Source organism: Roseateles subflavus (assembly GCF_030285365.1).
In the GTDB taxonomy this organism is placed as follows: Bacteria; Pseudomonadota; Gammaproteobacteria; order Burkholderiales; family Burkholderiaceae_C; genus Roseateles_B; species Roseateles_B subflavus.
Genome location: NZ_JASVDS010000008.1, coordinates 23,931 through 49,740 on the forward strand (window position 1 = coordinate 23,931; position 25,810 = coordinate 49,740).

Consider the following 25,810-nt stretch of genomic DNA (forward strand, 5'->3'; position numbering starts at 1 on the left):
ATGCATTTCTGCAAATCACCGCCCTGCTCTATCGAGATGCAAATTCGCCGACATGGCCCGCCGCCAGATCTCAACGCCTGCGCCAGCGAGGCCAGATGCACGGCAAATCCCATCGGCTGGCCGTCCACCAGGGCGACGCCTGGTGCGGCACGCGGGCCGCCGCAGCAAACGTCAACGGCACCGGTCTCACGACCATCGGCGCGATCTCGGCCTACGATCTCAGGCCGGAAGCGGCCCGCAGCAGCTCAGTGACAGTTGATCGCGATGCCCAGGCCGGACGCCTCGCCGTCGTTGGCGGCGACGTCCTGCACGCAAAGTGCGGCCGCGTTCATGAGGCAGCCCCTCCAGTAAGAGGCACCGCCGTCATGCCGCAACGGCTTCGATGTCAGACAGCAGACGATCCGCGAAGATCTCCGGCAGCGTGCGCTTGTCGCTGTCATCGTTGCCACGCTTGTTCTGATAGAGCTCCATCGCCCTGCGCGCCGAGCCTGTTGGGTAGGCCTTGGCGAGCGCGCGCAGGCCTTCCAGGTAGCCAAGCCGCTCGGTGACGAGCTTGCGCAACAGCGCATCGTCGGTGCTGGTCGAGAACGCCCACATCATGAAGGGGCCGGCTGTTGTATGCAGCACCTGCGAAGTCGTGCCCATGGTGGTCTTGAACAGGGCAAACACACGCCCCGGGCCCGTGCACTCCTTCTCGATAGCGCCGATCTCAGACTCGCTGAGCGAGAAGGTCTCCTGCAGTTCCTTGGTCGAGGCACTCGACCCGGTTCCGAGGACGAGGTAGGTGTAGCAGTTGTCCACGGCCGCGCGGGGGAAGTCCGCCAGCAGTTGCGAGAACATCATCGTGACCGTCTTGTACTTCCGGCCCACACGCAGGTCGACGTTGATCTGGTTGTCGACGCCGGTGACGCCCGAGGTGTAGTGCTTCTCGTCGTACTCGAGGAACTTGATCGCTGCTGAGATTCTCTCGATGCGTTCGCGCTGGTAGGTGCGGTAGCGGTTCGGAACGATCTCTTCGATTTCGTCCCACCGCAGGAAGAAGTTCTTGGCGCCCAGCCGGCGCGCCAGCATGAACATGATCCCCGATCGCCGCTTCCCTTCTTCCGAATTCATGGAGCCAACGACCTCTTCCAAGTCGATGGACATGGCGCGAGCAGGTCCGATGTCGAACTTCGTGAAGCCGCTGATGAGCTCGTACTCGGACTGCGCAGACGTGATCGAGCGAATGAAGACATCGGTCAACAACTCGCCGTTCTTGGTGATGGCCGCGCCCCATTGGTCGCGCAGCACCTTGCTCTGAGCAGCTCCGACCAAGTCGGCAAGCCGGGGTACCGCGTAGCGCTGCGCGAGGATGCTGTCGTCGATCCTACCCATGTCGAATAGCACGTCGACGACGTCCCACACACGGGTCTTCTCGCTGAAGGTGTAGCCGCTCTGCTCCAGCCGGTCGTGCAGCGCCGGATCAAAGGAGCGCTGCCACACTCGCTGGTCCGGGCTCTTGCGGCCGAACCTACGGTAGGCCTCACGGATCACCATGGCGCAGAAGCGATCCCCTTCCTCGCCGAGGGTAGGAGCAAGGGAGCTGACGACCGACACCTGGAAGTCCAGATCCACCTGGGTCGGCATGTCACAGCCGTGCTGGGTGTCGAAGATGTTGACCGTGTACCGCTTGTCGTTGCGGATGCGGATCGACGCGATCTGGGGCTTCAGCCGGTCGGGCAGCATGTCTCGCACCAAATCCATGACCAGCCGCGAGGATGGGCCCACGTCGATCACCACCAGGTAGGGCACGTCGTCGAGTCCAGCCGACGTGAGGATGCCGTAGTTCAGCATCGACAGCAGGAAGGACTTGCCGTAGCCGGAGGGCGCGAATCCGATCGTGCCCCAGAAGTTCTGCAAGGTGCTCCCGAATGCCACCGGGTAGGGACGCCCTTCCTTCGTGTGCGTGAGCAACTGGCCCGTCTTCCATACCGAGGCCGGACGCAACATGGGGAACATCGTCGCAAGCTCGCTGATCGGGCCCGGGATGTACGGGGCAGGGTTGCGCTTTGCGAAGCCCGCAGCTGCACACAGCGCCGCCAAGGCCGGCGAGCCGGTTTCGTTGCTGACGATCGACGAGCCCCACGACTCGATGCTCGAGCGCAACATGGACAGGTTGTCCACGCATCCGCTCTCTGTCTTCGCCCACGTCGTGAAGACAACGCGGATGGCGCACACGTAATCGCCGGATTTGTGGAGCCTCTTCAATTCCAGCCAGGCTGCGCGGATCTTCTTGTTGGTGTCGCCGAAGCCACCCACGAATCCGCCGTACATCTGGTCGGCCTGGCGGAACGACGTGCCGTTCGGGCTGACTTCAAAGCTGACCGACCACGGAATTTCTCTGCCAATCATGCTAGCCAGATCAGAGAAGGGCTCGCCACCGGACTCTGGCGGCATCTCCAGCACCACCGATGCGAAGTGCCATTGGCCCTTCTTCGCGATCTCCGCATCGACGAACAGCTCGCGGTACTTCTCGGTGACCAATTGCCGGGCAAGGGGCGGCGGCAACATGTTGGCGCTGTCGCCCTTTCGGGTGCCGGCAGTGCTGGCAATTGTTCCCCTGTCACCGATGAACCGCGGGCGCCAGCTGGTGGGGAATGGCGTCGCATCGATCTGCCGGCGCATCAGATTCAACGCCTCGCCGCAATCGAGCTCGCGCACCTGAAGTCCAGCGCCGTTCGCATCGACGTCGCCCCTCAGCGCGGACACCAGGTTGGTGACCATCGAGCGGTGCCGCGGGAACAGCATCGGAGAAGGCACGCGTGGATTCTGGGCGTGATCGTCGTTGAGGCGGACTCCCTTGGCCGCCTTGATGAACTTGCCCTGGGCCTCGAAGCGCCATTCCGACGCACGCTTCTTCTCGGCAGGCGATAGGCCTTCCCGGTGGGTCAAGGCGCAGAGATAGACCTGCTCATCAGTGCACTTCGACATCAAGGCCTTCACCTGGTCCTCGAAGTAGTCCAGCCGGTCACTGGGAACACCTAGACGCTCGGCGGTGGCCACACCCGGAGCCACGAGCTCGCGCAGCACGCGCTCTGCGCCGTCGGGAGAGGAACGGAAGGAGATCCCGAAGGAGTGCTGGGCACCATTTCCGCTCTTCATCACCTGGGCCAGCTTGGCTGCAACGGCCGCGATTTGCATGTCGAGTTCCAACCCACCCACCAGCTTTCGGGAGCCGTTGATCTCGATGAACGAGATGAGGTCGTCGGACGTCGTGACCAGGATCATGTCGTCCACGGCGCTGCGCAGCTGCGTGTGGGCCAACGCATCGCCCTCGAGCAGGAAGGACGAGAACCAGTAGAAGGTGCGTTCGATGGATTCGATCATTTGGCGCTTCAGCGGCGTGTAGAGGGCAACTGGACAAGTGGGTCAGGCCGTCGGCACTGACTGTTGCCGCTGCGCCGCCTCCGCTTGCTGGGGGCGGATGAGCGGCGCTTGGAGCGGCAGCTTGCCGCTCATGCGGAGGTCGATCTCTGCTCGGATGCCGGCGTTGACATTCCCATTGACGACGATGCGACGGCACCCATCGTCTTCAAGAATCGCGGCCTTGAGGGTCTGGGCGATCAGGACCACGCGGTTGATCGGGGGCAAGCCGACCAGGACATCGAGGTCGGTCATCATGGACTTGGGGTGACCGTCGGCGCCGCGCGACATGGGCGCGCGCAGCATGACCCGGCGCAAAGCATCCAGATCAAATGCAGGCTCTGGCACGAGCTCAGGTGCGGAGTGCTTAGGAAACACCATGCTCCTCGAAGATGGGACTGAAGGCTGGATAGGCGATGCCGTTCTCCGAAGCGAACTCGAGCAAGTCGCCCAAGCGCGTCCGCGGCACACGCACTCGCACTGATCCGCTGCCGTAGTTCAGCGGCGTGAAGCCGGCCTGCATGGCCTTGTGCGCGAGCGAGAAGCACAGCGAGCGATCCAGTGCGCGCAGCCAGACGGCCCAGGCCGAAGCCACCTGATGCTTGGCCGCCCGGTTGTAGGTCAGCGTACTCAGCGCATGGACATGCGACTCAGCGACAAGGCCAGCAGAGATGGACAGGCTGAACGTCGGGTCCTTGAGCATCGGCGGGGGCAACTTCACTGCGTCGGGCAGCGTGCGGCTCGCACGACAGATCAGGGCACTGTTGACGTGGATCCGCGCGAATCGGCTGATCCACAGCAGCTCCGGCTGCGAGACCCACTTCCGCAGCCCGGCCCGTTTGCCAGGCTGCGAGCCGAATGCGATCAGCGTCGCGACGTCAGGATCCGAGCCAGTGAACTCGATGGTCGCCTCGACCATCGACGGGCAGGCTGGATCAAGCAGTCGATCGAGGGACAGATCGGCTGCACGCTCTTCAGTCACGCGAGTCCAACCCTCGTCCGGCACGGTGCAATTCATCAGCTTGGCTGCGTAGTCCAACCGGTTGTAGCGCAGCGTGATCGCCACGCAATCCGCCTCGTAGACCGGTGCCCAGTCCGGGCTGCTATGCCCCTGGAATGCGCCCAGAAGTGCACCACGTACATGCTGGTGCGGCTTGGGGGCCTGCACGATCGTGCGACGGATGTCCTCATGGAGGGTGTCCTCTCTGATGTCCGATGCAGGATCCTGCCAACCATAAACAGTGGCCGCCAGTTGCATGGCGTTGCCGACAACCTGCGCCAGCCGCAAGCACCCCGTCTCGGCGAACTCGCCGTCGATGCGGATGCCGATGTCGGTGGCGATCGCCCCGAGTGAGGATCGCAAGTAGTCGTTGCGACGCAAATGGTGCAGTTGCTTCCCGCGGTGCTGATACTCGTCCCAGTCGAGCGTTGTGCACCAGACCGTGCTCGTGGGCAGGTCGTTTACGGACGTGAAGTAGCGCGGCGTCCCCTCGGCCTCGCAGGCCCAACCCGACGACATGTCCCGCGGATTGTCGAAGATCGCTACACCGAAGCGCTGAAGCTTGCGGCCAAAGGGCGGCAGCTCTTCGAGAGGCGGCTCAGCATCATGCCCCGCACCCTGCTGTCGTGTACGCTGGCCGAGGGCCATCAGGCGGCCTCCTCGACGAGCAGACCCGCCGACGGACTGCTGGGTGCTGCTGCGGCGCTGGACATGGTCGAGCGCGCAACGTTGGCCCACTTGGACAGCGGCAGCGTCGGGTTGTCAGCGAGCATCTCACGGCCAAGTTCCTTGAGTTCTTCAGGGTGCAGCAGGAGCCTCTCATCGACGATCACGTCCGCCCGGGCAGCAAACTGGCCCGCCGACATGCTGGCCATCGCGCCGGCCCAGCTGCTAGGGGACTTGCTGCCGAAAAGCATCTCCGTCACTTCGCCCCGGGCGGCCAGACGATCAGCCAAGCGGCGAGCCAAGTCGGCCTCTTGCGCATCGAGCAGCGCAACACCGATGGCTCGCTGAAGGAGGTTAAGGTCCGCGGGCGAGATCTCAGGGATCGTTGCGATCATCGTGCGGCGCGGCTGCGTCGGACCCTTGGAGTAGCGGAAGTCGGCCTCGCCAATATGCTGGTAGTTGTGGCAGATGTGGCAGGCGGCAACGAGGTTCTCGTCGGCCTGGTTGCGGTGGTTGTCATCCAGATGATGGACATCCAGATGGGAGGTGTTCTTGCTCGAATAGCCGCACCCACTGCAGGTGAATCGATGACGCTGCAGTGCATTGGCCCGCTTGGCCTTGAACGCCTGGTCATGCAGCGTGGCCTCGGCATCGTTCTGCCGGAACACGCGGCGCTTCACTGAGAGAAGCAGCTTGAGCATGGAAGTGGATATACCCCGGATCGTAGATTGCTGGTTCGCGATGTCACGGGGCGCATTGGCGCCCCGTGCTTCGCGAGGTCAGCTGAGGGTCATTGCGTGCGGCCCATGTCGGCAGCAGAGCCGCCAGCGGTGATCAACGTCAGCACACCGAAGTAGGTGATGGCCAAGCAGATCGTGCCGCCCAGGATGGGATAGATGATCTGAGTCATCTTGACGTCGTCGCCACGCTCGCCACCCTTGTCCCACATCTTCTTGCCACCGTAGCCGATCGCGACCAGGCCGACGACGCCGAACAACGCGACCACCGCGACCTTTGCCGCGTTGAACAGAGCGGTGAAGTTGGTGATCAGGTCGAGCAGGCCTCCGGCGTGGGCCCGCGCACTCATCATCAGGATGAATGCGCCGAGCGCCTCGCGCTTGACGGCCAGGATGCACTTGGCCTTGCTGATGGTCTCGCGGGCACGGCCCGCGAAGGTCTTGAAGTTCATGGTGATACCTCGCAGAAATTTCCGACGGTTGACGATGTGGACAGCCCGCCGTCGGCACCGCGCTGTCTTTTGGAGAAACTGCTAAACGAAGCGGCCCATGTTCACGGCGATTCCGCCGAAGACGATGTGCCAGAGGCCGGACCAGAAGTCGTCGCCTCGTGTCTGCGACTTGCCGCTCCCCGCGGCATGCCACTTATAGAGCCCGCGAAAGATGGCACACGCACCCATGACGCCAACCCAGAGAAAGCAGACGTTGAGCACCAGGCCCCAGATCCCACCTCCCGAGTTGGCCGGCGCGTAGTAGGCGAGCGTGGTGCGCGCGTCCGAACCGACACCCGCGAGAAGATCGGAAGCCGCCATGTCCACGGAGCGCATGAATGACAGCAGCATCGCTCCGATGAAGGTCTTCGTCAGCACGAACCCGATGGGAACACTCTCGTGTTGCGAGTTGGGCCCGCCCGCGTCGACAAGCAGCTTGCCCGCCTGGCCGATCAGGATCAGACCCGTAACAACGCCCAACGCCGAGAGCATGGGCCAGAAGGCCCGGGTGACCGCGACCATGGCATTCAGCATGCCGGTGATATCGAGATTCATTGGGGAATCCGTTCCAGGTCCTGAGACCGCTTGCTGTCGAATGCCATTCAAGTCAACGCACGACGCCCTTCGTGGTCAGGACCTTGTCGCGCTGCACCTCAACCACCTGGGCGCCGGAAGAACCCAGGTAGTCGCCCCGGGCGACGACACGGACCATCTGGCCGTCGAAGACCCAAGCGCGTGCGTCGGCCCCTTGCACCGGATAGACGGCCTGCAGCCTGTAGTTGGCAAGTTCTTTGCTCTCGATGAGCTCTTCCTTGCCCTCCCTGGCGGCGGCGAGGGTGTCGCCGTCCTTGGAGTCCTTCGACTTTGCAGACGCATGGCGTCCCGTCGCATGTTCCTTGGCCAGCTTCGTCGCAGGTTTGCCTCCCGCCGCGGTCGAGGTGTCCTTGGCCTTTCCGGCCGCCTTCTTGCGGGCCATCTCATCCACCCGGCTCTCCACCTTGTCCATGCGCTGCTCGAGGCTCGAAACACGGCTATCGCTGGCCGGCGCAGTAGCGGCATTGGGTTGCGGCTGAGCGGGTTGCTGCGACGAAGCGGCCTGGGCAACCACAGTGGTGGCAGAGGTTGCGGGCGAAGACGAGCTGGCGCTGGGCGCCGGATCGGAAGCAGATGACGCCATCGGGAAAGCACCCGTCGGGGCGGAGACGGCGCCGCTCAACACGCCAGCCGCGCCGCCTGCCTGTTGCTGAGCACCCGCGAGCAACGCGTCGCCGCCGTTCTGGCCAGTCGTGGCAGCAGCATGAGGCTCAGGCGACGCATCAACAACTTCCACCTGCGTATGGCCGCTCGACACCACCTTCATCAGCGTCATGCCAACGAAGCCGAGCACCACGACGCCCAGGCCCAACACGGCAACCCGGGCGCCCTTTCCGCGCTTCTTCGGGACCGGGGCTGGGGCCGGGGCCTCCACCTCCTCATGTTCGAGAACTTCGCCGTCGTGCAACGAGTGTTGCCCGTCCATTGCGTCTTCGCCCGTGTGCAGGTTCAGATCGTGAGGCACGTCCGTGGCCTCCGTGTCGTTCCAGTGGTCAGCCATTTCAGTTGATCCTTCCAGGGACTTGTCCGTTGAAGCCCGGGACCGAGTAGCCCTGATTGGTCGCCGGCGTTTGATTGACTTGGTAGGGGTTCGCGGCGCCCTGACGGCCACCTGCCCCAAGCTGGACGCCTTGCACAGCCGCGATGCCGGAGTTCGGCTTTGTCACCCCGGTGCTTGCGGTCGTGCCCTGATCGCCCAGATGCAGGGGCTGACGGAACATGATCCCGATCGACGAATTCGCCGGCAGCGTGGCTCGGATGGGCATCTGCGCTTCCTTGTCTACGGCGCGCTGAGCGATGCCCATCGCCGAGGCGATGCCGGCATTGATCGCCTGCTGTTTCGTCGCGGGCGGCTGGGACACGCTCACGCCACCCGCCGTCATCACGACCTCGCTACCTGTCTGCGCTCGTGCCGTGGCATAGCCGCCAACGGCGGCCATCAGGACCGGCATGACGTAGCGCTGCAGATAGCGCCGATCCAGATCGGCCGTCACGGCATTGGTGGCCTCACTTTCATCGAGCGCCACTGCATCGATCTTGTAGGTCTTGCCGTTCCAACGCATCGCCGTGTAGGCGACCTGCAGGCCCTCGTCGATCATCGTGCTGTTGCCGATGAGATAGGCACCGGCCAGACGGCCGGACGTGATCCGTGCCGACGCCCAGCTCGTCTTGTAGGTGTCCATCGGACTGGCCGTTACACCGGCGAAGATCTCCAGCGCATCCACCAGGATCGGACCGGCATCTGCGCCTTGTGGGACCTGGGCGTCCCCCGGATTGCCCGACTGGCCCTGCTGCGCGCCGGTACGAGCCCCATTCAGCGCTGAGTCCGCCGCCTTGAACTCCACATGCGTTGGCGCTTCGCCGGAGATGGCCATCGTCTTGAGCATGCCGGCCAGCTGCATTTCCAGGCCTTTGCGGCGCATGTCATCGCGACGACGCTCTTGCTCGGTGACCTGAATCGGCTGAGTGTTGGCCTGCGCATTCGGCACATACTGGCTGCCGCCGGGCTGTCCGTACTGATTGCCACCCTGGATCTCGCGACCCTGGGCGTCCAGCTTGATGGGCGTGCCGGTCTGATCGGCAGGCACATAGGACTGCCCCCTCTTCCGTGCAGCTTCAGCTTCCTCCAGCTGCACCCGCTGCACCATGTCGCGAGCAGCGGGACTCAGGCCTTGCTGGTTCGTCTGTCCAGTCGACGGGACTGTCGTCCTCAAGGCATTCACGTCGGAGTTGCCTTTGCCGTCAGCCGATCCGCTCGAACGTGACAGGAACATCAAAACGACCGCGGACACCGCCAACGCAAGGACGCCGCCGATGATGAGCAGATTGCGCTTCAGACCCTTGTCCAGGGTCTTGCCCTGAGGTTGCGGAGGCATGAGATCGTCGCCACCAGGTTCAACTTGCTCGCTCACTTGTTGCCTCCGTTCAATGCCGAGCCGGCCACGACATTCATGGGGTTGGGGTTGCCGCTAGGTACGCCGGCAGCTGGCGACGCCACCTTGAAGCCCGAGACATTCAATTGCACGTAGCGACCGTTCAAGGTGCCCAGCACGGACGGCGACAGCGGGACTTCGTAGACCGTGACGCCGTCCAAAGAGAAGAAGCGAACTGCCGAGGTCAGCAGGGCCTCCGTGCGGATCACCATGCGCGAACCGGAGGTCTGCCATGCCAGAGCGCCGGGCACACCTGACACGACCAGCGGTACAGCCCCTTGCGGCGGGGTGCGGAGCAGGTAGTCGAAGAGGTCAGCCGAGCCGAGCTGAGGAACGCTGCCCTGGGAGATCACATTGCTCGGCACGGCCCCGAAGTACCGCGGCACGATCATCTGCGACGAGTAGTCGGTGACGGCCTGACCCGTCAGCATCGAGAAGCTGATCGAGGTGGGCAAGCCCTCCAGCTTGACCGATACATTGCCCAAGCCGCCCTCACGAAGCAGACCCACCGAGAGCTGATGGCCCGAGAACTTGGTGACCGAGAAGTCCTTGGAGTAGTTGTCTGCATACTCGATGGGCCAGGGCTTGCCCGTCGCATCGAGGAAGGACACCACGCATCCCTGGGACATCGAGACCCGCACGAAGGGCGGAGAGGCTTCGGCACGCGGCGACAGGTCCAGTTGGAAGACCGACATGGTCGGCTTCGGGGGCGGGTTGCCGCTCACGTTCATGCTGAGCGCCGCCGCGCGCCGATCGAGTTCCTTGCGCAGCTTGACGATCTGCTCCGGTGTGAGCGGTGCGGACTGGTCCAGCGCTTCTTCGATCAGCGCATCGTCCTTGGACTTGTCGTCTGCCTTGACCTTGATCGGCTGGCTGCCCTGCTTGGCATTGGGCACCTGGCCGGTGGAGTCCTGCTGGGCCGACTGACTGCCCCGGCCATTGGCTCCGAAGCCACCCACGGGGTCCGCCGCAACCAGCGCGGGAATCGCCAGCAGGAACCCAACGCACAGGGCGCGATTGAGACGCGCACTCGAGGTCATGTTGATCCGGTTCATCGCGTGGCCCTCAATCGAACGGGCGGCCGGTGATGAGGCTGATCGCGATGCGCATCGTGAACTTGCCGAAGAGGTACTGCCGAGCACCGGGCGTCGGCGCGGTATTCATGAGCTCGACGAGGTCCGTGCGCGAACAGATGTCGGGATCCACATCGTCGAGGAAGACGTACCAGTCAGGGTGGGTTGTGCGCAACGACGCGAGTTCGGCCTGGCACAGGTCCAGCACTTGCCGCTCGACGGCAGCGTTGTCAGTTGAGGTTTCCATCGGATCTCCAGGTTCGGGTCTGGCTTGTCGCGTCATCCACCCACGACAGGGCGGAGTTCGATGCTGTTGATGAGCGCCCCCTTCGTCGAGGCGGTCAAGGGCACCCGCTTCAACGTCGTCGTGACGTTGAGACGGGTCGGTGTGAACTTGGTCTGCGTGCCCTCGAGGCCAAGAGCAATCTCAGCCTGGAGTTCCCAAGTGAAGACACCGCCGACGATGCGCTGTCGAACCACCACCGGCGGACCGGGCATCGTGTTCGTCATCACCATGCGGTTCTTCTTCATCTCTTCGATCTTGGGATCCATCGCCTCGACGAAGTGGCTGTCGTCCGTGTAGCAAGCCTTGGCTTCATTCATCGTCTGGCGATAGTTGACGAAGTCGTGCGAGAAGCTGCGGCGCAGGCACTCCTCAACAAGGGCACGGACCCGCGCCTCGTTCAGGTAGGGCTTGTCAAGAGGCACAGCCGGGATGACCACGCCCGAGTTGGTCGCCGCAATGACGGCCAGGCTGGCCCTGGCAGCGGCATAGATGCCGACCACTGCGGCAATCGTCGAGATCGAGGCAGCAATCCCCAGCGTCGTGCATAGCCTGACGAGGCTGGAGGCGTTCTCGGTTGCGGTCGGTGGGGTGGCGGTGGTCACTGGGCTACTACCTGATCTGGATGGAGTTCAACGCTGGTCGAGCGCCTGCCGGATTGCTGCTTGGGAACCAGGCGCCTCGAGCACCTTGTCACGCTCGGCACCGGTCAATTGCTCGGCCAAGAAGACGTCGCCGTTGTCCGTCTGGACATGGATCTCCGGCTTCTTGGTCACCACGACGGCCGCCTCAATCGCCGCGGCAATGGCCGCCACGAGCAGAGCGAATGCGAAGTACCAGCTGACGCGCAACGCGACCCGGCTGACGACCGGCGCTGCATCGCGGATCTCGTTTCGGGTTTGAGGCGTCATCGGGGTGCACCCTCCACGAGAGAAGCATCGACTGGTGAGTCGGCCCCAGACATGCTTTGGAGAGCCAGAACGGACGAACCGACATCGTGCAGCCCTCGCAGTCGCGGTACCGCAGCCGACTGGAATGCCAGCCGACCGCATGCACCCCTGTAGGCGACGTCGAAGCGTTTGTAGAAGGCATCCCAGGCAAAGCGATCCGAAGCCTCGGGCATCTGGGTATTCACCACCACCCAGCCGCCCAAATCCGCAACCGCGGCAGCGATGGCTGGGTCTGCGGAGAAGTCAGGCACTCCGTAAGGGCCGACCCGGGCGATGGCCTGGTGCAACGTGAGCATCGCGCTCATGGAATCTCCAGCCCCAGGGTTCAGCACCGCCATCGCGTCGTTGACTCGCGGCGCAAAGCAGCTGCGCTGCACATGCTGCGAGAGGAACCGCTCGATAGGTGGATCACCAAACTCGTCGATGAGACGGTTCCACAAGGTCGCCTCAAACGGGGTGGCCTGGTGCTTGTAGTACCCGAAGACCTCGGTCAACAGACGTTGCGCAGAGGACAGGTCCTGGCTCTTGGATGCAGAAGACTTCGTCGCCATCACGCATCCCCTCTCCGCATCGATGCGGCCGAAACGGGCTTGCTCTGGTTCAAGCTGGCGAAGACGTCGACGTTGTGGTCGCGAGCGACCTCTCCTTTCGATGCCCCCACTTTGAGCTTTGCAAATGGGCCCACTCCCTCGGGACGCGGCGGCAGGCGCTTGACCTGGCTAGGCGGAAGGTGGCCGAACTCCTGAATTTCCTTCAGCGCCCAGCTACGGAACGCTGCAGGCCAGCTGACCCATTTGTCGCCCTTCTTGAGCGAGTAGTTGATGAAGCGTTCCATCACCCAGACGCGATCGACCGGCTCCGGGAATCCATGCTTCGCCGCCCAGTCGATGAGCTCTGGGTGAGCCTCGTAACCGAACCTCTTGGGTAGTGCGCACTTGCCGCGCGCTCGCGTCCCGGCGGCCTCCACCGTGACCAGCGAGAACTGCTCGGGGTCTTGGGCGGCAATCGCGGTGGACAGGGCGAACTCTTCCAACGACTTGCCGAACCTGGCGACCATTGTGTCCAGGTGGGCAGCAAGCCTCGTGTGTCGAAGTCGCGCGTCGACGAGCTCGAAGCCATCGGTCAGCGTCGTGTAGTGCTCATCAACCAGCGCCAGTGGCAGCCCTGTCGCGTCGGCGAGGTACTGGTGACTCGCCGGGAGCGTCCCAGCCGGCGCACTCCGCCATGCCGCCAACAGCAGCTTCATGTAGGCCTTGCCCAGCCGGGCGTCAGGATGGACGAAGGCCGCGCTCTGTTCGATCCAAGCAGGCGCGAAGGTGAAGAGCGGCAACGCGCCGACGCACGTCGCCATCGCTGCTCTCACTTCTGCGCTCTCGTCCTGTCTCGTCATCTGCACAGCCCTCACTCGCCCTCGCTTCGGCCCAGATTGGCCTCCAACTGCGTCGGATTTTTACCATGCGCCCGCATGTAAAGCAACAGGTTTAGTTTTGCATGCATGTAGTCATTGAAAATCAATAGGTCAGCAGCCTATCATTCTTCACATGCCATTCTTCCCTATGAAGAACATGTTTACTAAGACCCAGGGGACTTTGTCACTTCTAGCCTCGCCATCGTCATTTGATTTGCATCATGACTACATCGCAATTCATTTTTCGGGCCTAACCATTATTGCCAAGGGTGCCCCACCCCACGATCTCGACCTGGCAGATCGCCCTGCTCTCCAATTGCGGGCTCACCTCGAAGCGGAGGGTTGGGTCGCAGATGAGGTGATGGTCCTCACCAGGGCCGGCAGCGAAGACCTGGATGCCGCACCCTCACCTTCGAGCGCCCAGGTGCCAAGGTCTCCGGCCGCCATCCCGGGATCCGGAGCCGCCTTCGCGCAACTCAGCCGCATCCGGTCGGGTGCACGCAATTCGCCTCCGCGTCTGGCAGGGCCCGCCGCAACTCCCGCGTCCCCACCGCCGGAGAACGGCGCGCCATCGACCGACTTGCACCCCTTCCACCCCGATGCCGACCACACCCCCTTCTGAGACCCACCAGCCCCTTCGCACCATGACCGCAGCCCAGCAGCATCCCGATCCGACGAGCCCGCTCGCCGGCGACTTTGAAGAGTCAACCGTCTACAGCGAGGAGTCCGAACGCCTGGCGATCGCGATCATGCTGAACCCGAACCGTGAGAAGCTGCACAACCGGCTGTTCGAACTGCTCTGCGACAGCGACTTCCACATCGAGCAGCACCAGGCCATCTGGTCCGTCATCGCGACCCTGCGCAACGCCGGCTTGCCCTTCGATGTCACCGCCATCAACGACGCTGGGCGAAGGCAGGACAAGTTCCTTGGCGGCGCCATCTACCTTTCTCAGTTGCTGGACGAGCCCATCGCGCGCGCAGCAAGCGACCAGGCGGTGGAGGTTGCGGCGGGACGCATCAAGGAGTTCTCACTATTGCGCCGCTTGCAGGCCTCGCTTCAGCAGGGACTTGCCCTGTGCCGCACCGGTCAGAGCTTCAGTCAGGCCGCATCGTTCGTGGAGGATGACCTGCAGAACCTGATGCGCTCGTCAAAGACCTCAAGATCGGGGCCGCAACCAATGAGCGCGTTCTGCGACTCGATCATGGCCAAGATCCAGGCAAAGCTGGACGGCGAAGTTCCAGAAGACAGCACGCCAACAGGCTTCCCAGAGCTCGACTCCGTCATCGGCGGACTACTCCCCGAAACCCTCACTGTCGTGGCCGGGCGCCCGGCAATGGGCAAAACGGCCTGGGGCGACGCCGTTCTACAGCACATCTCGGTCGATCGGAAGCGCCCCACCCTGCTGTTTTCGCTCGAGATGACAGGGGTGGCAGTAGCGACTCGCGGCCTGGCCAGGCACTCCTACATCCCGATTCCCAAGCTCAAGTCAGGCGAACTGGAGGAGCACCAGTGGAGCCAGTTCGCGGCCTCGATCGACGCGTTGTGCCAGTCCCCTGCCTACATCGATGACTCGCCAGGACTAACGCTCTCGGAGATTCGCTCACGGGCGCGCGCCTTCGTCGCTGCGTATCCAGGCGCGACCATCATGATCGACTACTTGCAGCTCGTCGCATCGGACAAACAGAACGTCGATCGTCAGAAGCACATCTCCGAGGTCAGCCTCGGCCTGAAGCTGCTCGCTCGCCAGCTACGCTGCCCGATCGTCGCCCTGTCGCAGCTCAACCGTGGCCTCGAGCAACGCGCCAACAAGCGTCCGATGCTGTCCGACCTGCGCGAGTCCGGCCAGATCGAGCAGGACGCCGAGGTCATCCTGTTCCTGTATCGCGACGAGGTCTACAACCCGGACACGCCCGACCGGGGCATCACCGAGGTGATCGTCGGCAAGAACCGGGATGGCGAAACCAAGACCGTGAAGATGAGCTTCGAGGGCGCGACCATGCGCTTCCGCGAACTGGGCACGCACAACCATGACTGACCTCTTCGCCCTTTGCCAGCGCTGGCGTGGCGGCCGCGCATCGTATCGCCCCAGCGGCGAGGTGTTCGACCACGGCCGGGCCAGCGTCGAGCTGATCGACGAAGCGCTGGCCAAGGACTTCGTTCTCGAGCACCACTACTCGCGCTCCTATCCGGCCGCGCGGCTTCGCGTCGGGCTCTTCGTTCGCCGGGCCTTCCAAGCCGAGCGACTCGAGGGCGTCGCCGTCTTCTCGGTTCCCATGAACAACGCCGCGGTGCCTGCCTGGTTCCCAGGCCTGCAGCCAGCGCAGGGTGTCGAGCTGGGCCGCTTCGTACTGCTGGACGAAGCCGAGGCCAACGCGGAGACATGGTTCCAGGCCCGAGCCCTGCGTCTGGCTGCAAAGCACCTGGCCGGCCTACAGGCCGTGCTGAGCTACTGTGACCCTGTCGCACGCACGGCGCTAGACGGCACCGTCACTGCCCCAGGCCACCTGGGCACCATCTACCGAGCGGGGAACGCGCGTTCGCTGGGCCTTTCTTCGCCGCGCACCTTGAAGCTCCTGCCTGATGGCCGCGTAGCTTCCGAGCGGGCCCTGTCGAAAATCCGCACTGAGGACCAGGGGGCAGCCTACGCCTCGCAGCTCCTCGTCTCCGCCGGCGCGCCGCGGCGCCTACCGCTTGAAAGCGGGGCGGCGTATCTGCAACGCATCGATGCCGCTGGCTTCTTCCGCCGCATCCGCCACCCAGGGAACCTGGTGTTCGGGTGGGACGTCCGCCGCTTCGCACCTCAGGCATCGAGGCACTCGCCATGCTGAGCAAGCGAGGAGCACGCAAGGTGGACCCAGCGCGCTGGCTCGGGATCCACTGCGGCGACATCGACTTCCAGCTCTGGATCGGAGCATCCTCCACCGCGGAAGCCGCCGACATCACCCGCGAGCGGTGTGGAGTCGAGTCGCGATCCGAGATCGCCCGGTCTCCCAGCGCGCTGGCCATGTTCCATCTCCACATCTACGACCCCTACATCGAACACCTGAGGCGTCTCAGCCTCCACGAACAAGGAAAGCTTCCATGAGCATCGCTGACCTGAGCAAGGCCCTGGCATCCAAGCACGAGATGCCCGTCGACGTCGCCCGCGACCTGGTCGTCGACGTGCTGCAACTGATCGAGAAGACCACGGTCGCGCGCGGCCGCTGTGCGGTGCGTGGCTTCGGCGTCTTCAAGATGCAGCACTTCGCCGCCAAGCCGGCCCGCAACCCCAGAACCGGCGAGCGCGTGACCGCGCCGGCGCGCACACGCCTGGTGTTCAAGCACGCGTCGGATCGCCGTGCCGCCGCAGAGCAAGAGCGCCAAGCCGAGGTCGATGACGGCCAGATGCAACTGGGCCTGGGCTGAACGAGCTCGTGATGGGCCACAGCTGGCACGGCACCTGAAGCGCAAGTACCTGCGGCAGGGCAAGACGGAGGCGCTTCAGAACATGCGGACAGTGCTGCCGCTCAAGCTGGCGCCCCACGCCGAGCATCTGGATGCATGGGCTACAACCCGACGTACGGCACCGCCAGGGCGAGCAAAGCGCGGGCTCGTCGCCCGGCTCTGCGCTAGCGATGTCGAACCGTTCTATCGGTCGGCCAACAGCCTTGCAAGCTCAGCGAGTAGGTCAGGCCTATTTCAACTCCTGTTGGTCCTCGGTTCGGTACCTTGGCGCAGCCAAACACGTGAGCCGGTAGCCTTTGATGAGATGTACACGCGCATCTGCAAGCACTCGCTGTGCAGGGGTAGGTTCAGGCTCTCGAAGCCACGGCGCCCTACAACAGCATGTACTTGTAGATGGTGAACAGACCCGTCATCAATGCCGCCGCATAGACGAGCACCATGACCCCCACGACTACCTTTAATCCAGCCCATGCAGACTGGGCGAAACGGACAACAGCCTGTCGTTTAAGGTTCAAGGCATTCATCGCTCACATTCCCATGACCTAACACCGCACGTGCTGCATTCAACGACCGGAAGCGGTCCATATGCAATTCCCTGCTGAGTGCACGTGCAGCAACTCACGAAAGCACCACCGCTGCGAGCATTACATCGTAGAGCCCGGGGGCGTTGCGCCGGCCACCACGATCAGCTGGTCCGCATAGCTGCGCTGCTGCTTGTGTGTGACCTGCAAGCAGTTGACGCGTGCGGCTGCGCTACGCTGGCTCAGATCCACCAAGGCCGATTTCAAGGGCTCTGGCGTATTCGGTCTGCAGCCGGACTCGGAAATCATCACTGCCCGGCCCAGCGCTTCCGCTGCCGTGTCTAGCAGCGCTTGGATCTCGGTCAGCGAGTCAATGCGGCGCCGGATCGTGTCCAGAACGACCCGTTGGTGGTGCCTGTCTTCGCTCATAGTTGGCACTCTCTTCCCGAGCCTCACGGAATCACGTGTTGAAGTACTTCTTCGATTTCAGAGTCGAAGTGCAAGGGGCGTACCTTGCCATCTCGAATGGCCATGTAGTAATCGGTAGCCCAATGCTTGTCTTGCAAGGTTGGGCCGCTGGCCACCCACGGAGCCATCTGGTTCGCAACCACGGCGACCACATTCAGCGCGAAAAGCAGCTGCTCTGCTTTGCGGCGATCGTCATCAGTCAGCGAAGCGTCTTCAACGGTCGATGCAAGGGCTTGATCGAACGCTTGCAGTTGATCGGCTTGATTTGCTTTTGCCTGAGCAAGCAGGCGTTCGACGAACGGGCTGGACATACTCACTTCCAAAGTTAGTCTGTATCGAAGATGCGAAGGTCGACGTGCTCGCTCAATGCAGGCCCGTCGTCAGACAGCATCGCTGTTCCATACCACACGCCAACCACGCATGGCTCGGCGAGCAGGATGGTCAGCGAGCGGCGGTACTTCTCAGGCATGCCTCCATAGCTCTCAAACCCCTTGGCCCAGTACCGCCCGCCAAGCGAAACCCGCCAAAGGCGGCCCTGGAGAGACGCCTCACCGAGCAAAGGGCCGCTGCGGGCCTGGTCACAATACTCGAGCTGCCGCGATTCAGATACCCAGCAATGCAGGTCTGCGTCGTCGACCTCCCACATCTCATCGACACCAGCACGTGCTCGGATGGACTCGACAACTGTTTGTCTCATTGGCACGGCGAAAAGTACCACTGCCTCTGCTTCGAACGACATCGCCTTCTACCTACTTCCCTTCAATTCATGGCGCTCAGGCGTCGGGCCAGCTCGGCCTTGACAACGCAGAACCGTTCGATCGCGTCGTCCTGCCTCTCCACCTGGAGGTTATGCAGTGCGTTGCCGTAGTACCCGAAGGTGAACTGCGCCTCGTCCAGCAACTCCTCGACCGAGAAGGTCGGCAAGGCTTGACGAAGGTCTGCGTTGTCCTCGATTCGCTGCATGCTCATGAAAGGGTCCTTCCTGGTTCCTCGGTGTCAGGTGTCGCCGTGCTTCAGCAGCCGGCGCCGATCAACTCGGCTCCCAATTCTCGGCAGCGACGTTCCCAGAACGAGCGGCGACCTCCGTTCACGCTGTCGCCTCGCGCCAGCCAAAACATCGCCTGGTAGACCAAAAATTGAGCCTTGTCGCTCATGGTAGCGTCCCTGCTCAGTCTGCCCGCAGGGAGAACCTTGTGCCAGCTTGATAGCCCATGGGAGCGGGCGGTATGCCTCCGCCTCCCATCAGGGAAGGAGCTCTGGGCAAGTCGACGTGAAGCCGTAGAGGCGCGCTCACATCTCGACAGATACGCCGAGTGACGGAGATTCTCCACAGCCCGCCATCGGCACCTGCGGCCTGTGCTAGGCGGCCCGCGTTGCTGGCGGGCGCGTGCCGCTCCAGCTGACCGAAAAATCGGCAGTCAGCGTCTCGGAGCGCCACCAAATCGCCAGGCCCCGCCGAGGGCTCAATCGTGGCCTCCAGGATCACTTCGCGCCCATCGTCCGACGCCGCAAATGCGGCGACGGCACCTGCACCCAGCATGGCGCCCACAACGATCTTGATCTTGAGTGTCATGTCGCTACTCCTCTGCGTCTCGCTTGCGCCAGATCATCGATCTGGCTCAATGCCTGACACCGCGCCCCCATCACGTCGGCCACTGCAAGGTCACTCCCGCGGGTTGCCCTGAATTCAGCGGCCGTGAAGACCATCGCAGCGAGCACTCCTGCAATCATCATCACCGACGCGACGGCAAAGCCTATCGTTGCTACCTTGCGCTTCCAGCCCTCGGCAGTCTTGAGCCATGCATGCGAAACCTGGGTGACCAGCACACCAACGATCAGACCCACTAACGCAACGCCAATGTGCTGCGACACGAACTTGAAAAGTTGGTCTGCCATTCAGTGTTCCTTCCACGCCGCACAAGCGACATATCCATGCTTGCGATTGAATAGCGCTCTACGTGAGCCTGCCATTTCCGCTGTCAATTGGTGCCACCGTCCACGGCGACAAACGGAACTGCTACGCCTGTCTGGAAACAGCGGATCTCACACAACGTCCCAGCTTTAAAAACCAAGGTATACGAATGGGGATGGCCGTCCCCCGTGATAACGAGATGGTGACTGTAGTTGAGGTCGCCCAAAGGTTGCCCCTCATCGCTCGCGATGCGGCGAAGCCTCCCATCTGCGCCGACCTCGTAAGTCGCCATATCCATGCCGTGGCGCAGGTCCTTGCAATGGAAGTTGCCGCCACCGAAGCCATCGGGCATCGGGTGATCAAATTTGACGTTGTCGAACATACCCATGTGCCGCTCCCTTCCTTCTTTGAATGGTGGTCAGCGACAAACAGGTAGCGGCACAGACACCAGATGGAAGTGGTGTGCATACCGATGCTGAGTGCGCTGACCCTTGATGCTATCGAGGCAATTCCGTAGCTGGCCCGCCGGCGGCCTTGCTGATCGCAGCTTCAGCAACGCCTTTGGCATGATCCGCTGCAAGTTGGGATGCAATGAGCTGACCTCGCAGGCGTCGCTCATAGAACTCCCAGTCGATCTTGAACGCTTGGTGGTACTGAACGACCAAGAACGGGACCGCATGTCGTTGTTGAGGCTTGACTTCACCGAGGATGATGGCTTTGGCCATATCGCTCTTGAACAGGCTGTAGGCCTTCTCGGCGTCCACCGGATACTGGAATGTCACATTGCCGACTTTGGCCAAGCACATCGTGTTTTCGCCTTCAGGCTCTTCCATGGAATCGACGTGAACGACATCCACGATGAATTCGAAGCCTTGAATTTGAAGCTTCAGCATCTTTACTCCTTTCGGTCATCCAAACGAATGCGATCCGTCAGCCACACGGTGAGGCCGACGCAGGCACCTGTGGCCATCAGCCAGGACGACATCGAACTGGAGTTGGCGACCATCCAATCTCCGGCGCCCACAAACGGCGCGAAGAAGCAGGAGAGCAGCCAAAGCGTGGCACCGAGGGCGGCGCCTGTGACTGTCGCGCGTAGTAGTTGAACCATAGGGCAGTCGTTGATTGGATCGGTCGGGCGCGGTGGCGGCGAGAATGAGATCGCCATTCATGGCTTGTCTCTTACTGAATCAGCGTCATGCCGGCAGTCTTCGCTGCGGCCTTGTCGAACGTCATCGTCTGAGTACAGCCTGCGGACTCTGCAATGCGCTCGATCAGGCAGTCCGCAAAGTCCGCGCTCCCAGCACTGAATGCACGCAGAGCACGCAGGATGTGCGCTGCCTGGTCCACGACAAGTTGCTTGGAGCGCAGGATGACCTCCAGGGCCTGCGCCACTTGGGGCCGGCTCAGGTCGTAGCACGACGTCAGCACCCACACCAGCTCGACAACCGAAACCAGGGTGATGAAGCCCGGGGCGTCCGTTGTCAGGCCCTCAATCAGCTTGGTCGCCTTGGCCGCCTGCTTCGGATCGTCCTGCATGATGTAGCGGACCAGCACATTGGTATCCAGGCCGATCATCGTGCAGCCGCCCCGCGTTCAGCGATGGCCCGGTTCATCTCCTCGATGGACACCGGCTTGGCCGGCTTGCCGAACATGCCCTTCAGTTCCGTGACCGATCGATTCGCGGCGACGAACAGAAACTGGCCCGGCTCGATCTGAACGAACTCCACCCGATCACCCGCATCAACGGCGAGTGCGTGGCGGACATCAGCGGGGATCGTGATCTGGCCTTTTGACGTGATGGTGGCGGTGGTCATGTTGCGTACTCCTGATGTTCCTTACTTTATGGTAAGGAAGATTCAAAGGCAAGCTCCGATCAAGCAGCTAGTCGATGCTCGTAGTACGGCCGCTCTCGGTCATCCAGGATCGCGTACTGCGCGGCCAGGTCGCCGCGGCCCGGGCGCAGCCAGGCGTCAATGGCCGAGGCCTTGATCGGCACGATGCAGCGGTCGTGCCCCGCCGACGACACCTCGGGTGGCGGCTCGTCGGTGATCGCTGCAAAGGACAGCAACTCCTCGCCGCCTGCCCCGGCCCAGTGCGACCACAGGCAGGCAACCAGCATGGGTAAGCCGCCTGCAGGGTCGAATCGCAGAACGAGGTTCTCTGGATCTTCTCCCTCAGCCAACTCGCGATCCTCGACCCGGTGCCGAGCGACGTTCTCGAAGAACGAGGTCACCACGAGCAAACCGTGCGTGTGACCGAACTGGCCCTTCCAAAAGCCCTCCAGGTTGTCTCGCCTGGCGTTGTAGGTGCCCGGGTACTTGGCGTCATAGAACGCAGGCTTGCCGGCCGGTCGGCACTGGTAGCGCATGGGCTTCACGACACGGCGGCCGTCCTCCCAGACCATCACCGGGCAGAAGTGGCCGGGGAAGATGCGGGAGTCCCTTTCCTTGGGCTCGGTGCGCTGCAGGTCCGCCAGTTTGGCCAGCGACTGCTCGATCTTGTTCGAGGCGATGCGCTGATCCTCGCCAGCCTTCTTGGTGGGCTTGGCGCTGGCCAGCACGCGCTCGGCATCTGCCAGGCGCTTCTTCTGAGCAAACAGCCCTTCCTGAAGCCTCGTGGCCTCCTGGGCTGCGTACTGGTCTAGAAGCGCCCTCACCTCCATCTCGGCCGGCGTCGAGGCCTGCGCGAAGGCGTCGACCATGGCCTTGGGCATCGGCACGCGCCCCTCACGCAGCCGCCGCTCGGCCAGACGCACGAACGCCTGCAGATCTACGTCGGCGCCATAGGCCCGGACGTAGGCCCGGTAGTCAGCTTGCACCAGGGCGGAATAGCACATGCAGGTCCTCCAATCGAGGCGGTGTGAAGGCACGCTGCCTGGCTCACTTGCTGGCCCACCACCAAGGGCCAAAGAAAAAGAAGCCGCCATCAAGGCGGCGCGTCACCAAATAGGGAGGGAGGAACTTGAACGGTGACGTGGGTCACGACTCTACAGGAACCCGGCCCGCCTGGCGCATGCAGTTTCTCAGTCCGGGTGCATGATGCCGGCGCCCCCGGGCTCCTCCGCACTGCGAATCAGCAGCCAGGTCTGCGCCACCTCCCGCCGGGTCAGTACGTCCCGCTCCAGGCCCGTCAGCACCATCCTGTCGTGATTCACCAGCAGCAGCCGCGCGTCCAGCAGCGGGGGAACCAGTTCTGATTGATCCTCCGCCAGCATCTTGGCCACGATCGTTGAACGTCCCAATGCCGCCTCATGTTGCTCTCGCACGCTCAGCAGGCCCTGGACCCAGGGCGCACGGGATTGCTGCCACCGCGGCATCGGGGCCCCGGCGTGCCGGGCTAGGAGGCACCAGAAGTGGTTGGACTGCATGGGCTGTATTTTTATACAGTCTACATCCGCCTTGCCAGACTCTGCTCACTACGTTGTCAAGCGAAGGCCGTTTCCATAGACGCGCCCTCCGCTTGCTCACCCCTCAGCCAAGCTGCGAGCATGCGGGCCTCTCCACTCTTGCAACACCGTCCAATGAAAACCATCAACGTCCTGACCTCTGCAGCCTGCCGTTTGGCTGTGACCTTTCAGGCCAATCCTTTCGGTAGCGTGATCTTGGTTTTGCTGGCCAGCTGCGGCGTGGCTGGACTGTGGACCTGGAAGACCTGATGCATAGCCTGGAACAAGAGGCTGCAGGTCAGACCTTGCCGTGGACCATGCCGTGGATTTCCTCCAGGGCAGCCTGCAAGTCTTCTTCAGCGACCGACAGGTTGGATGCCCAGCGACCGGACCGTGCCTTGGCCAAGAGCAGCGCGGTGTTGTTCAAATCGGCGTCCGCGTGCCCATCCTCGCTTCGCCAGTGCTCGAGCTCAGTCCGGAAGTCATCTCCCCAGCGATCCCTCAGACGGGGCATCCACAGGGCCAGGCATAGCTCGGCAACCTCCGGCTTCGGGAAGGCTACGGCCCTGCTGCCGGCCGCGAGGCGACCCGTCGGAGACAAGTAGGCGCCATCCTTCTGCTGCAAGGCAAAGGCCGTCAACTGGTCGGGCGTGTCCCAAAGACGAACGAGGTAGCGGTCACGCATGCAGCCGCTCGGACCGTCGCCCTGGGCAGTTAGACCGGCAGTGCGTCGGCAGGGGACCGCAAGACCAGATCACCATGGTCGGCAATGGCCCATTACTGGGCAACGGGCCGGCTCGGCGCCGGGAGTTCATAGGCACTCTAGGTCTCCTCAATGAAGGTTGCGACGTAGTCCAAGCGCTCGACTTCGAGCAGCTTGGACGGTTCGGTGCCGATTCTGGACACCAACGACGCCATGCTCTTGATGGCGCCGCGCGCACAAACTGCCCTGGATTTGGGCAGAAGGATCACCCAGCCTGCAACTATTGGTGATTGAGATACCAGTGGATTAGCTCGCGCCTGCCACGCCATGAGGCGTCGGCCTCGTTCTCCAGGGACTCTTCGACGGTCTTCAGGTAGCGCTTGCCCCCCAAGCGATCCACCATCTCCTCCATTAAGGCCACGAACACGTCGTTGTCTGAAGCCATCCACGCGAACCCGCGCGGCCACAGGTGCCGGTCAAGGTAAGCGCGAGCCACGGCGGTCCTCAGCCGTCCTGCACGATTCCAGCGGTTGCCCTCTGGCACCCAATGCAACCGCGGCTCGATGAGCTGCCAGTCGCCGTCAGCCAAAGCCGAGTTGGACACTGCGACGTGCAGTTGCTCAAAGGTCATCTGCAGAAGTTCGCCAACGCTCCTTGAACTTCGCCCCAGCGCCCGCGCGAACGCATAGGCGGCCAGTCGGTTCGGCAATGTCCCGTTCACTTTCCTGAGCTTCAACAACGCGATGTACCATGGATCGTCGCCAAACTGGTTGGGCACGGAATCGGGCGACATTGCGTTCGCAATTGCCAGCAGCAGCGCCGGTGACGGCGCGTGCACCTGACTCAGGAACTCGGCAACCGCCGAGGCATCGTCGACGCAGTAGCCAACCCAACGCAGCTTGCTCTCGTCAGAATCGTTCGAGCCAGACAGGGACTGAATCAGCTTCAGAACGTGCGCCCGCCTGAGCACTTGGACCGCCGCGCGCATGCCCGGCTCTTGCTTCATGCCTCGAAGCAGCGCAATGGCGGCCGTGTCCGTCATCGGCAGGCCGTAGAAGTCGTGGGGGGAGCGAATGTCGACCTTCGTCCAGAAGGCCGGTACTTCCACCAGGTCAGGACGCACCCGAAGCAACTCGGCCAGCGGGACGTCGTGATCAGGCCAGTCCGCCAACAGTTCTTCGGTAGGAATGGCCCTAAGCACCTGCGCCGCACTGCCGGCCGCGTCCTCTGCGGGATTGCACAATGCGGCAAGCAGGCGCTGCTTTGATGCCCGCCAGAGCGGCGCAGCCACCTGTGGAAGGCGCTGCTGTAGCCGCGACGGCTCGAGGTAGTGCCACTGGTCCCAGAGGAAATCCACCGCCATGGCGTCAGCGTTCTCGACGTTGGACAGCACATGATCAGCGAGCAGGGCGCGGGCCACATCCGAAGTCGAGAGCGGCCCAAGCTCGTTGACCATCTCGATCGCGTCGTCAAGCTGGTTCGGCGACGCCGGGCCACTCGTGAGGCGGTGAAAGGTGCAAAAGGTCGGCATGGCCTCGCGACCGCCCAAGATATCTGCACCGAGCCGCTTCAGCGTGTCCCTAAGGCCGTCGTGGTTGGGCTGCCGTGCGTCGTCCATGAGGGTCATGAGCCAATCTGGCAGGCACTCAAAGAGCATCGGCGACACCTCGCGCGTGTTCGGCAGGCGCGCTCGGGTCGACATGTTGGCGCCGGGCAGGACCTGCAGGTCGAAAGATGCGCCCGGTGTGGAGCGATCCTTGGTCGTGAAGGTACAGAACCGAAACGAGCGGCGCAGGCGCGGCCACTGCTGGTCCCATATCCGCAGCGTCAAGGCGTCCACCGGCACACCCGGATCCCGCTTGGCGATCACGCGGCTGTTGGACGACTCATAGAGCCCGGCAAGCACGGCCGCCAGCCAGACTTCCTCCAGAGTCGACATGCGCGGCTCGGGCTCGACGCTGTCCAGCGTATCAAGGGTCTCGGGCATGCTGTAGGTGGACCAGGACGGCGAGTTCGGACGGGCGAAGAGCTTGGACAGCCGAGACGGGGCGCCAATGGCAGCCAGGTCCGGGAAGTCGATGAAGAGCGTGTGTGTCCAGACGCAGCCCGGGCGCGGCATCTCCGGAGCCGACCAGGTCCTGGCCAGCGCGTACATGCCGCCTTCCGAGAGTGGGTAACCGGTCAGGTAGCTACTGCCTTCAGACGCCACACCCGACCCCGACACGTCGCTCATCACCAAGACCAACTTGGCGTCTTGTGGGGAGAGTCTGGCCGAGCAGGCAAGCTGGCGATGTCCGTCCGAGTACCCGTGCAGCGCTTGATGAACTTTGATGATCACAG

The 25,810-nt window shown here is 63.1% G+C and carries 35 protein-coding genes; 5 read left to right on the top strand and 30 right to left on the bottom strand.

The genetic code is table 11. The features are described from left to right. Window positions 1-363: 363 nt before the first annotated feature. The 14 genes from QRD43_RS20495 to QRD43_RS20560 form a co-directional block, all read right to left on the bottom strand. Window positions 364-3,366 carry a hypothetical protein gene (locus QRD43_RS20495; RefSeq protein WP_285984369.1) on the bottom strand — a complete coding sequence of 1,001 codons (3,003 nt, stop codon included), beginning with the start codon at window positions 3,364-3,366 and terminating at the stop codon, window positions 364-366. Between the two features lie 42 nt (window positions 3,367-3,408). Further along, window positions 3,409-3,783, bottom strand: a complete 375-nt coding sequence (locus QRD43_RS20500) for a hypothetical protein (protein ID WP_285984370.1) — start codon at window positions 3,781-3,783, stop codon at window positions 3,409-3,411. Further along, complete coding sequence (locus QRD43_RS20505) at window positions 3,770-5,050, bottom strand: hypothetical protein (protein ID WP_285984371.1); 1,281 nt, start codon at window positions 5,048-5,050, stop codon at window positions 3,770-3,772. Before QRD43_RS20505 ends, QRD43_RS20500 begins: the two co-directional genes overlap by 14 nt. After that, entirely contained in the window at window positions 5,050-5,769 is a 720-nt protein-coding gene (locus tag QRD43_RS20510; RefSeq protein ID WP_285984372.1) for an HNH endonuclease signature motif containing protein, read from the bottom strand. Before QRD43_RS20510 ends, QRD43_RS20505 begins: the two co-directional genes overlap by 1 nt. Window positions 5,770-5,858: 89 nt before the next feature. Beyond that, complete coding sequence (locus tag QRD43_RS20515) at window positions 5,859-6,257, bottom strand: DUF6750 family protein (RefSeq protein WP_285984373.1); 399 nt, start codon at window positions 6,255-6,257, stop codon at window positions 5,859-5,861. A gap of 81 nt (window positions 6,258-6,338) precedes the next feature. Next, window positions 6,339-6,851, bottom strand: coding sequence for a hypothetical protein (locus QRD43_RS20520; RefSeq protein WP_285984374.1), 513 nt, complete (start codon window positions 6,849-6,851; stop codon window positions 6,339-6,341). Window positions 6,852-6,903: 52 nt separating this feature from the next. Beyond that, window positions 6,904-7,890, bottom strand: a complete 987-nt coding sequence (locus QRD43_RS20525) for a hypothetical protein (RefSeq protein WP_285984375.1) — start codon at window positions 7,888-7,890, stop codon at window positions 6,904-6,906. Window position 7,891: 1 nt separating this feature from the next. Further along, entirely contained in the window at window positions 7,892-9,301 is a 1,410-nt protein-coding gene (locus QRD43_RS20530; RefSeq protein ID WP_285984376.1) for a DotG/IcmE/VirB10 family type IV secretion system protein, read from the bottom strand. Further along, complete coding sequence (locus tag QRD43_RS20535) at window positions 9,298-10,377, bottom strand: DotH/IcmK family type IV secretion protein (RefSeq protein WP_285984377.1); 1,080 nt, start codon at window positions 10,375-10,377, stop codon at window positions 9,298-9,300. The genes QRD43_RS20530 and QRD43_RS20535 overlap by 4 nt, the downstream gene beginning before the upstream one ends. 10 nt (window positions 10,378-10,387) lie before the next feature. Continuing rightward, window positions 10,388-10,642, bottom strand: a complete 255-nt coding sequence (locus QRD43_RS20540; protein WP_285984378.1) for a hypothetical protein — start codon at window positions 10,640-10,642, stop codon at window positions 10,388-10,390. A gap of 32 nt (window positions 10,643-10,674) precedes the next feature. Next, window positions 10,675-11,283, bottom strand: a complete 609-nt coding sequence (locus QRD43_RS20545) for a DotI/IcmL family type IV secretion protein (RefSeq protein WP_285984379.1) — start codon at window positions 11,281-11,283, stop codon at window positions 10,675-10,677. Between the two features lie 27 nt (window positions 11,284-11,310). Next, complete coding sequence (locus tag QRD43_RS20550; RefSeq protein WP_285984380.1) at window positions 11,311-11,589, bottom strand: hypothetical protein; 279 nt, start codon at window positions 11,587-11,589, stop codon at window positions 11,311-11,313. Further along, window positions 11,586-12,179 (bottom strand): hypothetical protein, encoded by a 594-nt coding sequence (locus tag QRD43_RS20555; protein WP_285984381.1) that lies wholly within the window; start codon window positions 12,177-12,179, stop codon window positions 11,586-11,588. The genes QRD43_RS20550 and QRD43_RS20555 overlap by 4 nt, the downstream gene beginning before the upstream one ends. Further along, window positions 12,179-13,018: a hypothetical protein gene (locus QRD43_RS20560; RefSeq protein WP_285984382.1), complete on the bottom strand. Its 840-nt coding sequence runs from the start codon at window positions 13,016-13,018 to the stop codon at window positions 12,179-12,181. The genes QRD43_RS20555 and QRD43_RS20560 overlap by 1 nt, the downstream gene beginning before the upstream one ends. A gap of 662 nt (window positions 13,019-13,680) precedes the next feature. On the opposite strand from QRD43_RS20560, the gene QRD43_RS20565 reads away from it, so the two are divergent. Genes QRD43_RS20565 through QRD43_RS20580 form a run of 4 tightly spaced genes read left to right on the top strand, consistent with a single transcriptional unit; the run spans window position 13,681 to window position 16,442 of the window. Then, window positions 13,681-15,072 carry a replicative DNA helicase gene (locus tag QRD43_RS20565; RefSeq protein ID WP_285984383.1) on the top strand — a complete coding sequence of 464 codons (1,392 nt, stop codon included), beginning with the start codon at window positions 13,681-13,683 and terminating at the stop codon, window positions 15,070-15,072. After that, the gene (locus tag QRD43_RS20570; RefSeq protein WP_285984384.1) at window positions 15,065-15,865 is read left to right on the top strand and encodes a Mom family adenine methylcarbamoylation protein; all 801 of its coding nucleotides are present in this window, start codon (window positions 15,065-15,067) and stop codon (window positions 15,863-15,865) included. Before QRD43_RS20565 ends, QRD43_RS20570 begins: the two co-directional genes overlap by 8 nt. After that, on the top strand, window positions 15,859-16,122 hold the full coding sequence (locus QRD43_RS20575) for a hypothetical protein (protein WP_285984385.1): 264 nt from the start codon (window positions 15,859-15,861) through the stop codon (window positions 16,120-16,122). Before QRD43_RS20570 ends, QRD43_RS20575 begins: the two co-directional genes overlap by 7 nt. Continuing rightward, on the top strand, window positions 16,119-16,442 hold the full coding sequence (locus tag QRD43_RS20580; RefSeq protein ID WP_285984386.1) for an HU family DNA-binding protein: 324 nt from the start codon (window positions 16,119-16,121) through the stop codon (window positions 16,440-16,442). The genes QRD43_RS20575 and QRD43_RS20580 overlap by 4 nt, the downstream gene beginning before the upstream one ends. A gap of 410 nt (window positions 16,443-16,852) precedes the next feature. Here the strand turns inward: QRD43_RS20580 and QRD43_RS20585 are convergent, their stop codons facing one another. From QRD43_RS20585 to QRD43_RS20650, 14 genes are all read right to left on the bottom strand, one after another. Beyond that, complete coding sequence (locus QRD43_RS20585; RefSeq protein ID WP_285984387.1) at window positions 16,853-17,005, bottom strand: hypothetical protein; 153 nt, start codon at window positions 17,003-17,005, stop codon at window positions 16,853-16,855. A gap of 120 nt (window positions 17,006-17,125) precedes the next feature. Continuing rightward, complete coding sequence (locus tag QRD43_RS20590) at window positions 17,126-17,431, bottom strand: hypothetical protein (protein ID WP_285984388.1); 306 nt, start codon at window positions 17,429-17,431, stop codon at window positions 17,126-17,128. A 23-nt stretch (window positions 17,432-17,454) separates the two neighbouring features. Next, entirely contained in the window at window positions 17,455-17,781 is a 327-nt protein-coding gene (locus tag QRD43_RS20595; RefSeq protein WP_285984389.1) for a hypothetical protein, read from the bottom strand. Between the two features lie 14 nt (window positions 17,782-17,795). Then, entirely contained in the window at window positions 17,796-18,209 is a 414-nt protein-coding gene (locus tag QRD43_RS20600; protein WP_285984390.1) for a hypothetical protein, read from the bottom strand. A gap of 20 nt (window positions 18,210-18,229) precedes the next feature. After that, a complete protein-coding gene (locus tag QRD43_RS20605; RefSeq protein WP_285984391.1) occupies window positions 18,230-18,439 on the bottom strand; it encodes a hypothetical protein in 210 nt (69 codons plus the stop codon). 44 nt (window positions 18,440-18,483) lie between these two features. Then, complete coding sequence (locus QRD43_RS20610; RefSeq protein WP_285984392.1) at window positions 18,484-18,624, bottom strand: hypothetical protein; 141 nt, start codon at window positions 18,622-18,624, stop codon at window positions 18,484-18,486. Between the two features lie 415 nt (window positions 18,625-19,039). Next, a complete protein-coding gene (locus tag QRD43_RS20615; protein WP_285984393.1) occupies window positions 19,040-19,366 on the bottom strand; it encodes a hypothetical protein in 327 nt (108 codons plus the stop codon). An 83-nt stretch (window positions 19,367-19,449) separates the two neighbouring features. After that, window positions 19,450-19,770, bottom strand: coding sequence for a hypothetical protein (locus QRD43_RS20620; RefSeq protein WP_285984394.1), 321 nt, complete (start codon window positions 19,768-19,770; stop codon window positions 19,450-19,452). A 109-nt stretch (window positions 19,771-19,879) separates the two neighbouring features. Further along, the gene (locus QRD43_RS20625) at window positions 19,880-20,275 is read right to left on the bottom strand and encodes a hypothetical protein (protein ID WP_285984395.1); all 396 of its coding nucleotides are present in this window, start codon (window positions 20,273-20,275) and stop codon (window positions 19,880-19,882) included. Window positions 20,276-20,277: 2 nt separating this feature from the next. After that, window positions 20,278-20,547, bottom strand: a complete 270-nt coding sequence (locus tag QRD43_RS20630) for a hypothetical protein (RefSeq protein ID WP_285984396.1) — start codon at window positions 20,545-20,547, stop codon at window positions 20,278-20,280. A gap of 14 nt (window positions 20,548-20,561) precedes the next feature. Continuing rightward, window positions 20,562-20,957, bottom strand: a complete 396-nt coding sequence (locus tag QRD43_RS20635; RefSeq protein ID WP_285984397.1) for a type II toxin-antitoxin system VapC family toxin — start codon at window positions 20,955-20,957, stop codon at window positions 20,562-20,564. Continuing rightward, window positions 20,954-21,196 (bottom strand): AbrB/MazE/SpoVT family DNA-binding domain-containing protein, encoded by a 243-nt coding sequence (locus QRD43_RS20640; protein WP_285984398.1) that lies wholly within the window; start codon window positions 21,194-21,196, stop codon window positions 20,954-20,956. Before QRD43_RS20640 ends, QRD43_RS20635 begins: the two co-directional genes overlap by 4 nt. Before the next feature lie 59 nt (window positions 21,197-21,255). Continuing rightward, complete coding sequence (locus QRD43_RS20645; protein WP_285984399.1) at window positions 21,256-22,218, bottom strand: SOS response-associated peptidase family protein; 963 nt, start codon at window positions 22,216-22,218, stop codon at window positions 21,256-21,258. Between the two features lie 186 nt (window positions 22,219-22,404). Continuing rightward, window positions 22,405-22,749, bottom strand: coding sequence for a hypothetical protein (locus QRD43_RS20650; protein WP_285984400.1), 345 nt, complete (start codon window positions 22,747-22,749; stop codon window positions 22,405-22,407). Window positions 22,750-22,902: 153 nt separating this feature from the next. Here QRD43_RS20650 and QRD43_RS20655 point away from each other — a divergent pair, with 153 nt between their 5' ends. Continuing rightward, the gene (locus QRD43_RS20655) at window positions 22,903-23,037 is read left to right on the top strand and encodes a hypothetical protein (protein ID WP_285984401.1); all 135 of its coding nucleotides are present in this window, start codon (window positions 22,903-22,905) and stop codon (window positions 23,035-23,037) included. Between the two features lie 28 nt (window positions 23,038-23,065). Here QRD43_RS20655 and QRD43_RS20660 read toward each other — a convergent pair whose 3' ends face one another. Both QRD43_RS20660 and QRD43_RS20665 read right to left on the bottom strand, forming a co-directional pair. Next, window positions 23,066-23,452: a hypothetical protein gene (locus QRD43_RS20660; protein ID WP_285984402.1), complete on the bottom strand. Its 387-nt coding sequence runs from the start codon at window positions 23,450-23,452 to the stop codon at window positions 23,066-23,068. Between the two features lie 298 nt (window positions 23,453-23,750). Beyond that, the gene (locus tag QRD43_RS20665; RefSeq protein WP_285984403.1) at window positions 23,751-25,808 is read right to left on the bottom strand and encodes a GAP1-N1 domain-containing protein; all 2,058 of its coding nucleotides are present in this window, start codon (window positions 25,806-25,808) and stop codon (window positions 23,751-23,753) included. Between the last annotated feature and the right edge of the window lie 2 nt (window positions 25,809-25,810).

Excerpts from the sequence above, each read along its gene's own strand:
- QRD43_RS20495 (WP_285984369.1), bottom strand. The coding sequence starts at position 3,366 with ATGATCGAATCCATCGAACGCACCTTCTACTGGTTCTCGTCCTTCCTG.
- QRD43_RS20500 (WP_285984370.1), bottom strand. The coding sequence starts at position 3,783 with ATGGTGTTTCCTAAGCACTCCGCACCTGAGCTCGTGCCAGAGCCTGCA.
- QRD43_RS20505 (WP_285984371.1), bottom strand. The coding sequence starts at position 5,050 with ATGGCCCTCGGCCAGCGTACACGACAGCAGGGTGCGGGGCATGATGCT.
- QRD43_RS20510 (WP_285984372.1), bottom strand. The coding sequence starts at position 5,769 with ATGCTCAAGCTGCTTCTCTCAGTGAAGCGCCGCGTGTTCCGGCAGAAC.
- QRD43_RS20515 (WP_285984373.1), bottom strand. The coding sequence starts at position 6,257 with ATGAACTTCAAGACCTTCGCGGGCCGTGCCCGCGAGACCATCAGCAAG.
- QRD43_RS20520 (WP_285984374.1), bottom strand. The coding sequence starts at position 6,851 with ATGAATCTCGATATCACCGGCATGCTGAATGCCATGGTCGCGGTCACC.
- QRD43_RS20525 (WP_285984375.1), bottom strand. The coding sequence starts at position 7,890 with ATGGCTGACCACTGGAACGACACGGAGGCCACGGACGTGCCTCACGAT.
- QRD43_RS20535 (WP_285984377.1), bottom strand. The coding sequence starts at position 10,377 with ATGAACCGGATCAACATGACCTCGAGTGCGCGTCTCAATCGCGCCCTG.
- QRD43_RS20540 (WP_285984378.1), bottom strand. The coding sequence starts at position 10,642 with ATGGAAACCTCAACTGACAACGCTGCCGTCGAGCGGCAAGTGCTGGAC.
- QRD43_RS20550 (WP_285984380.1), bottom strand. The coding sequence starts at position 11,589 with ATGACGCCTCAAACCCGAAACGAGATCCGCGATGCAGCGCCGGTCGTC.
- QRD43_RS20555 (WP_285984381.1), bottom strand. The coding sequence starts at position 12,179 with ATGGCGACGAAGTCTTCTGCATCCAAGAGCCAGGACCTGTCCTCTGCG.
- QRD43_RS20560 (WP_285984382.1), bottom strand. The coding sequence starts at position 13,018 with ATGACGAGACAGGACGAGAGCGCAGAAGTGAGAGCAGCGATGGCGACG.
- QRD43_RS20565 (WP_285984383.1), top strand. The coding sequence starts at position 13,681 with ATGACCGCAGCCCAGCAGCATCCCGATCCGACGAGCCCGCTCGCCGGC.
- QRD43_RS20570 (WP_285984384.1), top strand. The coding sequence starts at position 15,065 with ATGACTGACCTCTTCGCCCTTTGCCAGCGCTGGCGTGGCGGCCGCGCA.
- QRD43_RS20575 (WP_285984385.1), top strand. The coding sequence starts at position 15,859 with ATGCTGAGCAAGCGAGGAGCACGCAAGGTGGACCCAGCGCGCTGGCTC.
- QRD43_RS20580 (WP_285984386.1), top strand. The coding sequence starts at position 16,119 with ATGAGCATCGCTGACCTGAGCAAGGCCCTGGCATCCAAGCACGAGATG.
- QRD43_RS20585 (WP_285984387.1), bottom strand. The coding sequence starts at position 17,005 with ATGAATGCCTTGAACCTTAAACGACAGGCTGTTGTCCGTTTCGCCCAG.
- QRD43_RS20590 (WP_285984388.1), bottom strand. The coding sequence starts at position 17,431 with ATGAGCGAAGACAGGCACCACCAACGGGTCGTTCTGGACACGATCCGG.
- QRD43_RS20595 (WP_285984389.1), bottom strand. The coding sequence starts at position 17,781 with ATGTCCAGCCCGTTCGTCGAACGCCTGCTTGCTCAGGCAAAAGCAAAT.
- QRD43_RS20600 (WP_285984390.1), bottom strand. The coding sequence starts at position 18,209 with ATGTCGTTCGAAGCAGAGGCAGTGGTACTTTTCGCCGTGCCAATGAGA.
- QRD43_RS20605 (WP_285984391.1), bottom strand. The coding sequence starts at position 18,439 with ATGAGCATGCAGCGAATCGAGGACAACGCAGACCTTCGTCAAGCCTTG.
- QRD43_RS20610 (WP_285984392.1), bottom strand. The coding sequence starts at position 18,624 with ATGAGCGACAAGGCTCAATTTTTGGTCTACCAGGCGATGTTTTGGCTG.
- QRD43_RS20615 (WP_285984393.1), bottom strand. The coding sequence starts at position 19,366 with ATGGCAGACCAACTTTTCAAGTTCGTGTCGCAGCACATTGGCGTTGCG.
- QRD43_RS20620 (WP_285984394.1), bottom strand. The coding sequence starts at position 19,770 with ATGGGTATGTTCGACAACGTCAAATTTGATCACCCGATGCCCGATGGC.
- QRD43_RS20625 (WP_285984395.1), bottom strand. The coding sequence starts at position 20,275 with ATGCTGAAGCTTCAAATTCAAGGCTTCGAATTCATCGTGGATGTCGTT.
- QRD43_RS20630 (WP_285984396.1), bottom strand. The coding sequence starts at position 20,547 with ATGGCGATCTCATTCTCGCCGCCACCGCGCCCGACCGATCCAATCAAC.
- QRD43_RS20635 (WP_285984397.1), bottom strand. The coding sequence starts at position 20,957 with ATGATCGGCCTGGATACCAATGTGCTGGTCCGCTACATCATGCAGGAC.
- QRD43_RS20640 (WP_285984398.1), bottom strand. The coding sequence starts at position 21,196 with ATGACCACCGCCACCATCACGTCAAAAGGCCAGATCACGATCCCCGCT.
- QRD43_RS20645 (WP_285984399.1), bottom strand. The coding sequence starts at position 22,218 with ATGTGCTATTCCGCCCTGGTGCAAGCTGACTACCGGGCCTACGTCCGG.
- QRD43_RS20650 (WP_285984400.1), bottom strand. The coding sequence starts at position 22,749 with ATGCAGTCCAACCACTTCTGGTGCCTCCTAGCCCGGCACGCCGGGGCC.
- QRD43_RS20655 (WP_285984401.1), top strand. The coding sequence starts at position 22,903 with ATGAAAACCATCAACGTCCTGACCTCTGCAGCCTGCCGTTTGGCTGTG.
- QRD43_RS20660 (WP_285984402.1), bottom strand. The coding sequence starts at position 23,452 with ATGCGTGACCGCTACCTCGTTCGTCTTTGGGACACGCCCGACCAGTTG.